The sequence below is a fragment of the Sneathiella sp. genome (assembly GCF_041689005.1).
In the GTDB taxonomy this organism is placed as follows: domain Bacteria; phylum Pseudomonadota; class Alphaproteobacteria; order Sneathiellales; family Sneathiellaceae; genus Sneathiella.
In genome coordinates this window covers 1-7,928 of sequence record NZ_JBDNHC010000067.1, presented here as the reverse complement: position 1 = coordinate 7,928, position 7,928 = coordinate 1, and the positions used below count along the sequence as shown (strand labels likewise).

4 protein-coding genes are annotated in these 7,928 nt (G+C 55.1%); all 4 read right to left on the bottom strand.

All coding sequences use genetic code 11. The annotated features are described in order from the left end of the window. Window positions 1-175 precede the first annotated feature (175 nt). A complete protein-coding gene (dpdH, locus tag ACESNI_RS07370; RefSeq protein WP_373085901.1) occupies window positions 176-3,286 on the bottom strand; it encodes a protein DpdH in 3,111 nt (1,036 codons plus the stop codon). Beyond that, window positions 3,286-4,188, bottom strand: coding sequence for a protein DpdG (dpdG, locus tag ACESNI_RS07365; protein WP_373085900.1), 903 nt, complete (start codon window positions 4,186-4,188; stop codon window positions 3,286-3,288). Before dpdG ends, dpdH begins: the two co-directional genes overlap by 1 nt. Then, window positions 4,185-6,761, bottom strand: a complete 2,577-nt coding sequence (gene dpdF, locus ACESNI_RS07360) for a protein DpdF (protein WP_373085899.1) — start codon at window positions 6,759-6,761, stop codon at window positions 4,185-4,187. Before dpdF ends, dpdG begins: the two co-directional genes overlap by 4 nt. Then, on the bottom strand, window positions 6,758-7,928 hold a 1,171-nt coding region (locus ACESNI_RS07355), incomplete at its 5' end, for a hypothetical protein (RefSeq protein WP_373085898.1). The genes ACESNI_RS07355 and dpdF, both read right to left, overlap by 4 nt.

The window sequence follows — 7,928 nt, the reverse complement described above, 5'->3', positions numbered from 1 at the left end:
GATGCTGTCGAGAGAAGTTCCTGCTTGGCAATCTCAGTGGCAAGTTTCTCTGACCGGGTCGCTAGGTCTAACCGCAAGCCTTCGAGAGCATTGGCCTCGGCGACATTTGATGCGGTCTGGTCGAGCACTTCAAGGCGAGAATGTAGTTTTGTTGCTCGCGCCGCGAGGGTCATGGTCATGATGCCGCCTCCTTTTCGCTCGGGGACAAGCCAGCGACTAGGCTAAGCATATCGTTCAATTCCAAGATGAGGTCCTTCGGATCGGACTGACTGCGGTTGCCTTCCTCTCGCGTCACGTTGGTCTCGGCCGCGGCTATCAATTCAGCGGACTTCTGCAGGAACGACATTGTGCGCGCGATCAAACCAAGGTCAATGGAGCCCAGCGCGTTCAACAATCCCGGTGTTTGATCGCCATCAGCCTTTGTGATGACTCCCGCTTTGGCGACCAGATTAACAAAGGCGCTTTGCTTGAACTCGATTAGTTGCCTTTCGAACTCCTTCAGATTTGGCCCCACAGAAGGCGTCGTCCCTGTTTTCGCTAAAAGTAGCACTATGGCCTGCAGATCGTCAACAAAGCCAGCCTTGTCGAAATCTGTTTCGATAAACTCGGTGATCTGCGTTTGGAAGGTCGATAGCTTACTGATCACCGAAGTTAGTCTCCGCCGGATCCGGTTCTCCGAAAGTGAACGGATATAGGCCTTTATTTCTTCTGGTAAGCCGTCACTGGTTTCGCCGGCAGATGCCTCGCCTGAAATCGCATCCATTAGCCGAACGACATCGACTGCATTGAGTGTTCGCCCTGACCCTTGAAAGCAGCCGCAACGGGCAATCAGTTCGGCCTGCAGCATATCGCGCGCGCGCGGCCCCAGTGTGTCAGTATAAAGATTGTCCCAATTCTCGTCGAAGGACTGGCCCGTCCTGACTTCTGGAACTGCAAACAGGCCAGTAAATATCCCAGCCGCGCTGGACGGCTTCACCGGCGGGGATAAGCCAGCGATGCGTGATTGTGTAATGAGTGCGCGGCCTAAGGCCGAAACCTGCGCTTTTGCATCCTCAATCCACTTGGGCCGGAGTTGCGCAACTAGATGATCGATCAGCGCAGCACTCGCAACATAATCATCGTCGGCTGCGGGATACGTCCATCGATTGCCGTTGAGATTGAAGCGCACGGCTGCAATTAGCCCTGCGCGGACCGTCCCATCTTCGTCTAACGGATTGTCGCAGACGTGAAGCTTTAGACCAGATTGCGGGTTACCGCGCGCGCTGGGAATAGTAATCCACTGCGGCCGTAAATCGCCATCGCGAATGCGAAGACTTGGCAGATCAATGGCATGCTTGAGCATTTCAAAGAGGGCAGTACGAACGGAACGCGCGTCGTTCTGTGCAAGCTGCGCGCCTTTGGACCAAGCATCAAGCTTGCCGCGAAGGTCTACGACCCTCGGATCTTCAGCCGGCTTCGCAACGGCGATCGATGGCTCGCCCTCGACTGACGGTGTTGCAACACCTCCGTTTTGCGCGGGCTTAATCGAAAGTTTCGGACGTTCGGGCTCAGGTACGAAGCGGATATTGGCGAGGTCTTCAGGCGTTGGAAGGCTGAAAGCCTTGAAGACAGAAGGTGGAATATGAGCGATTTCTGAAGTATCGAGCGGATTACCACCCCAAGCCGCAAGCAATGACCCGAGCCGGCGTGATATCTCATCGGGTTGATGCGTTTGGCGGATCCAGTTCGCCAGATTGGCGTTGGGCGACAGCCCCTCATAGCTGGCCGGTGGAAAAGCATGAGCTTCGAAGGTAGGTCGCATTAACAGTGTGTTGCGGATAATTTCGTTTATCACCCGGCGTGGATTAAAGACTAACTTTCCACCTAGTATAAGGTGCCGATCAACGAGTTGCTCGATCGCTTGTCGGTTGAACGGAAAGAGCGCTTCTTCTTTCTCCGTATAGCCGAAGGCCGTGACCGCTTTGCTTTCCTCGTCGGAGAGGTCTTCTCCACGCCACGCAGGAAGCCAGTCGGTCAATGACTGCTCGGGATCGCGCTTATTGAAGAGGCGTCGCAACTCAGTATCGCCCCAACGAGCTGCGTTCAGATAGGCTCCGACCATCCCGACCACGCCGGCCCTGATCTCGTCATCGGTCTGCACCCCTCCACCAACGACCCATTCGCGTTGGGCACGGGTCATGATCGTATCGCGAAATGATAGATAGCCGTCAGTTAGCGCCATGGCCGTTCGCATAGTCGCGCGAACCTTCTTGCCTTCACTCTCTCCTTCCTGGATGCAAACTTTGAGTAATACCTCCTGAATGCCGGCCAGCGCCGCAAAATCCTCGACGAGCAGGACCAAATCCATGCCGTCGGCAAAGAGAATTTCACGTACTGCAAGGATGATGTCCTGAAGGGTCATCCCCCCTGCATTTTGTTCCAGTTTGAACACATTACCAATCGCCGTGTCTACTGCATCATTTAGCAGATCGACCACAGGTTGCAGTTGATCAATCTCCACATTAGCGATGTTGCGCTGGTAATAATCGCGCACCGGGAGCGATGCCTGATTGATCGGTACAGTTTCAGGCAGGACTAAGTCCGAAGCCACGAATTGTGGCAACGCATCATCGTCGTCCTGGTCTTCGGTTCGCCCCCGAAGTGCGCGAGAGACAACTTTCGATAGCACGTTTTGGACAAAATGCTGCTCTAGCGCACCATCGGCGAACAAAAGCGGCAGTTTATCGGCATGACCGATCAGGGCTTTGAGGTGTCTGCGTTCAGGGTCGTCTCGGATTTCCGCGACCATGTTGGCCCGCCGCGCTGCCAGCGCATTTTGTAGATGCGCACGGAAAGTAATGACCGCTTCTTGGAGATTCACTTCCGCTACAGCGCGGGTCAGATCGTTGTGGGCTTTAATATATCGGGCGTCGTCCTTTAGCGGCTCGAGAATGAGTTCAACAACGGTGCGCAGACTTGCACTCTTCGGGATCCGAATGATGTGAAGTTGTTCGCGCTTTGCGGACCGCCTCAACTGGGCGTCAAGCCAGCGCACGATATGAGACTTGCCGACACCGGATGGTCCGGTGATTGGCATCAAGAGGGCACCCGACGGCACATTGTCCGTCAGGAACGCGTCGAGCAGATCCTTTTCGGTTGCTGGGGTAGAGTTGCCGGTAGCCGCACTGCGCCGAGCGAGTTGCGACGGCTGGTGCACAGCCAGAAGAACCGAGACATCTGCTGTCTCCGCCTCATTCTTGATGCAGGCGTTTACCGCCGGCGCCTTGGGCCAGTAGCTTTCTAGCATTATTTGGCCCTCTTTAATGGCAGCCGCCGAATGTGCGTCATCTCGCGCCAAGAATCAGTGCTGGATCCCTGCAAGGTAATGCCGTCCTCACTATCGCTCTTCTGTTGAGTGGCGATCAGACCCTCGCGGTCAAGCCTTTGGATCGCGCGCGAAAGCGACATCGAAATACGACCCTCTGCCGGCGCTGACCATTGTGCCGGATTCAAAACCGCCTCCATCTGCTTGCGGTACTCACCGCCATCAAGCACAGGCAGGATGTCAGCGGCACGCGAAACAAATTCAGCCGCCGGCAAAATAGCCTCCCTGACGAAGATATCCGAAAGCGCGTCTCGCAAAGCATCGGTCGGATCGACCGTAACTTGCGAGCCAGTGCGGCCGAAACCAAGGTAGACCATCCATGTCCGCAACCCGTTCCATCGCGTATCGTTCCCAAATATTCGCTGGCTAAGATCCGGAATCTGGTCGTTCTCGAGCAACTGGATTTTAGCATGCGACGATGTGTCGATCGTGTAGATATTCTGAGCGAGAATCCAGGACAAGCCGCGGCTGAGATCAGCGCTCTTGTTGCCTTCCGACCCCCAAAAGCGGGCGTTGTTCTCAGGGGCGAGTGCGATCATTCGAACGATCTTGGGAAGCCTTGCTTCTGCGACGTCCGCAGGCTTGCCCAGAGCCGCGCGGTGGCCTTCGGCAATGGCTACGTTACCGGTCACCACCTCGAAAAGTCCGAGTTCGGTCCAGCGCGTCAAAGTATTGTTGAGTTGCCTCGACTCGACCATGACGAGATCTTCGCCGCAGGCCTTGAGCAATTCGCTTCTCGGCTTGGGGCCAAAGCTAACCAAAGCTCGAACAAGAACGATCAGCACGTTGAACAAGCCATCGTTCGTCATATTGAGTATGCTCATAAGCGTGCTCCCAGCCTGAAGTGATCCACGGTGAGACTATTTGCTCCGGTCTCCACGAGGCGCCGACCCTGGTGGAAAGGGTCGGGTGTCGATAAGGGCACCAGCAGAATATGAAGCGGTCGATCGAGCAGAAGCATCGCCTCAGTTACTTTCCTGCCCGTGACAACAGTTGCGCGCGCTAGCTTGTAAGCCGATTCTCGCGACGCCTCTTCCTCTAGCGATTGTAGCAACACAATTCCATCGCTTGCCCGGGTATAAAGCTTCTGGATTGACGGCTCGGACCGAAGGTCGTCCGGGATGCTGACCTCGCGAATACCAAAGGTCGCGACTAAATCTTCCAATATCTGGACGATTGTGGCTGTTTCCAACGGCTCGGCTAAAGGAATCAGGATAGGAGCTGCGACATTGATATGCGGAAACCGTAGCCTGAAAACTGTTGTATCGACCGGATCAATCCTGTCGATGCCATGGGCAACGGGCTCCGCATAGTTCAGGTCGTCTGACGTGACCCGGCGATGCGCCGGACAACCGCCACATGCGCGGGATACTATAAGCGTTCGCCCTGGTACATGACTCCGGTATAGATCATCAAGCAAGCCCGAGACCTCAACATCTCCGCACAGGAGTGCATCCAGCAATTGATTATTCTCTGCTGCCGAACGGAAAGATCGCAAACGTTCTTCGCCGATATGTTCATCAAATGTTGTCTGATTGCCGTGGCCAAACTCGAGCATACTAACGATGGTCTTCCGAAAATAGGATGCCCAATGCTCCTCATTTCGCAGATCAAACGCAGCATCGGTTTCGTCTTCATCTCGTTCAATCATGTCAGGAGGTCGCGACTCGAGCTCCAGCATCTTGGCACGCGCCATCATGATCAAAATGCGCATATTCCAAGCCGCGTTATAATCTGATTGCTGGTGCAGGCGCTGCGGAACGACGTCAAGATCGAGTTCGAGCAACGTACCCATCGGATTGAGCGGCACGGCGACATCGAGCATGGCCGACCATCGTTCGAACCCGAGGTCGGCGCTGATGAGCGATGGCGTTCCTAACCGGTCCGCGATTTCCCGATCGATATCAGAATGAACCAGGAGCGATGTCGATGTACGACCATCTCGCCCGCCACGTCCAACTTCTTGGTAAAAGCGATCCAGTGTCTCGGGCACGGCGGCATGGATAACAGCGCGGACGTCTCGCTTGTCTATGCCAACACCAAAGGCAGACGTAGCGACGATCATATCGAGCCTATTGGCCGCCCAAAGGTCGATGATACTCTTCCTGTCAATGTTACCAGTCGCTCCATGAAAGCACTCACTGCGCGCGAAGCCTTCTTGCCGCAACCGCCTGAGCCAAAGCCGGGCATCCTCTCGCTTGGTGACATAGAGAATGAGAGGCCTTGGTGCGTGGCGCACCGCCATCAAAAGCTTGGCCACCTTGCTATCCTCATCGATTTCTCGATGGACCCAATATTGGGGTTCGGGCCTCAGATAAATCGATGCGATCATCTGGGTGTTTTTCACGGGTCCGAAAAGTGCGTCTATCGTCCCGATCGTATCGGCGGTCAAAGTGGCCGACATAAGTATGGTTCGAAAGCCCTGGCCCTCGCAGACATTGAGCAAGCCACGACGCACCCCTGCTAGCATCTGAAAAGCCGGGCGAAAACCGTCTCCCCATTGGCTTACGAGATGTGCTTCATCGATGATCAGATAGGCGAGAAATCCAGCACGTGCCGCATCGTAAAGTGCGGGTAGCAGAGCCCCGGTCATCGCTTCGGGTGAGCAATATAATATACCTTGGCTACCCTTGCGAATCGCGGACTTGATCGAAAGGCGCTTATCCTCAGTCAATTCTGCATGCCAGGCGAGTGATGGAACTTCACGGCGTGGATAACGGTCTTTGAAGAGTCGGGCGGTTTGACGTGCTTGATCGATCGCTAGAGCGGTCGTTGGCACAATGCAAAGCGTCAATCCGGATTCGAGCCCTCGCACTAAGACCGGAGCTTGTGCGACAAGGCTTTTGCCGGAGCCAGTCGGCAACGAGACGATCAATGTCTCGCCTGCTGGCAGAAGGAAGGCGCTGCGAACAGCTTCTCTCTGACCGGGCGACATGTAATGATCAAAGCTGCAGACGTCAGCGAGGAAGGGATCGATTGGCCTACGCCAATCTATGCGCACCTCCCGCTCTTCGAAGGAATCTTCAAAAAGGGGGCGATCGCTCTCGGCAAGCCAATCGGGCGCGAACGGCTCGGCTTCGATCAGATACTGGTTTGTACCAACCTTCTGGGCGCGGATGCCATAGGATGCCCAACGGTCGCGGGTTGGCCAGTTCGTGCTTACGGGAACGCGGAGTTGGGCCAAAGCGCCTGTCTGCAACGCATGTCGTCGCATAACATGTCGCAAAAGCCCGATCAGATCGCCATTGATAGGCGATTGCTCGCTCTTGTGGTGTGAAGAAAGCACCTGTTGCACACGATGAAATATACCGTCGTCGCTGGCCTCAATTGGGATTTCTGCGGATGGCCAAGCATCTAACACCGCATAAAGTGCGTCGAAGTCGAACGCAGCGCTCATGCGCGATCATCGATAATGGCCGAGGCCGCTGCATTTCCCGTCACGAAAGAGGCGAGAATAGAGTCAAGGTGGATATGCGGTGCCTTAATCCCAGCTATGAGATGTTGGGACAGCTTCGATTCCAATACCCAGTCGGCCTTGTCTGCTGGATCGGCACTCCGAACCGCGCGCGCATGCAACTGGCCCAGACGACCGATATCAACTTCTGAGGCTCGGCGTTCTGCTTCTTCAAGATCGCCGACAAATGATGGGAGTGTAAGGAGGCAAGCTTCACTCTTCTGGCGTGCAGTAACGCACAAGTCATTCCAGTTTTCCTGCTCGGGAATGTCGAGTCGCATCATATTGAGCCATCGTTTGGGATTGAGATTGAAGTCCCGCCCACCTTGGGGGGCTGCCTTGGGTTGATATGGGCGATTCAAAAGTGCCAATAATGTCGCGTCAGTCACTAACTCCATCTCACGGTCCAGCCAGATCGTCTGTTGAAATGGCGGCAATGCCATATCACCTCGCCGCCGGGCCGCCGCCGCGGCCGAAGGTCCGCCGAGTGCGGCTTCAATCATTACATTCACCGCAGCACTTACATCAGCTTCAATCACGTAATCAAAGCGGAAAAATAAGTCCACAATGGCGTCACTGTGATAGCCAGGCATTTGTCGCCACATGGCTGTTGAGCGGCCGCGATCATCTCCCTGCGTGATCGACCACATTCCTGAAATGAATGGATCTCCGTAACGCAACAGGCGAGTGGATGAGGCTCGCCCGCTTCGACTCAAGGCGGTTCGCCGCCGAAAGGTCATCGGGACGGTTTTAACCGTTCGCGATAAGAGCGCTGCTTTTGACATATCGATCGATGATATGCAGTTGGAATAGAATGTTTCGAGTGGGATCAACGTATGCATGCGGGAGGTCGAATATATATAGCGAAAAGGAATTGCGCCCTTAATGCTCTCAGTTTCAGATATCTCGCGAAGGCGAATAAACTGCAACGTCTGCTCGATCCAGGCAGAAGCGTCCTTCTCGATCGCCTCCCAATCTTCGTCAATGTCAGTGAGCGCATCAAGAGCATCTTCAGACGGAACGCCAAGCGCGTCCAGCGCATCTTGCCGGTCGATATTCCGCATTTCGCGCTCTATAACTCCATCGTCGCCGACGCTTGCCTCAATGAGG

What these genes read in the sequence shown, in the direction of transcription:
- dpdH (WP_373085901.1), bottom strand. Translation starts at nt 3,286, where the DNA reads ATGCTAGAAAGCTACTGGCCCAAGGCGCCGGCGGTAAACGCCTGCATC.
- dpdG (WP_373085900.1), bottom strand. Translation starts at nt 4,188, where the DNA reads ATGAGCATACTCAATATGACGAACGATGGCTTGTTCAACGTGCTGATC.
- dpdF (WP_373085899.1), bottom strand. Translation starts at nt 6,761, where the DNA reads ATGAGCGCTGCGTTCGACTTCGACGCACTTTATGCGGTGTTAGATGCT.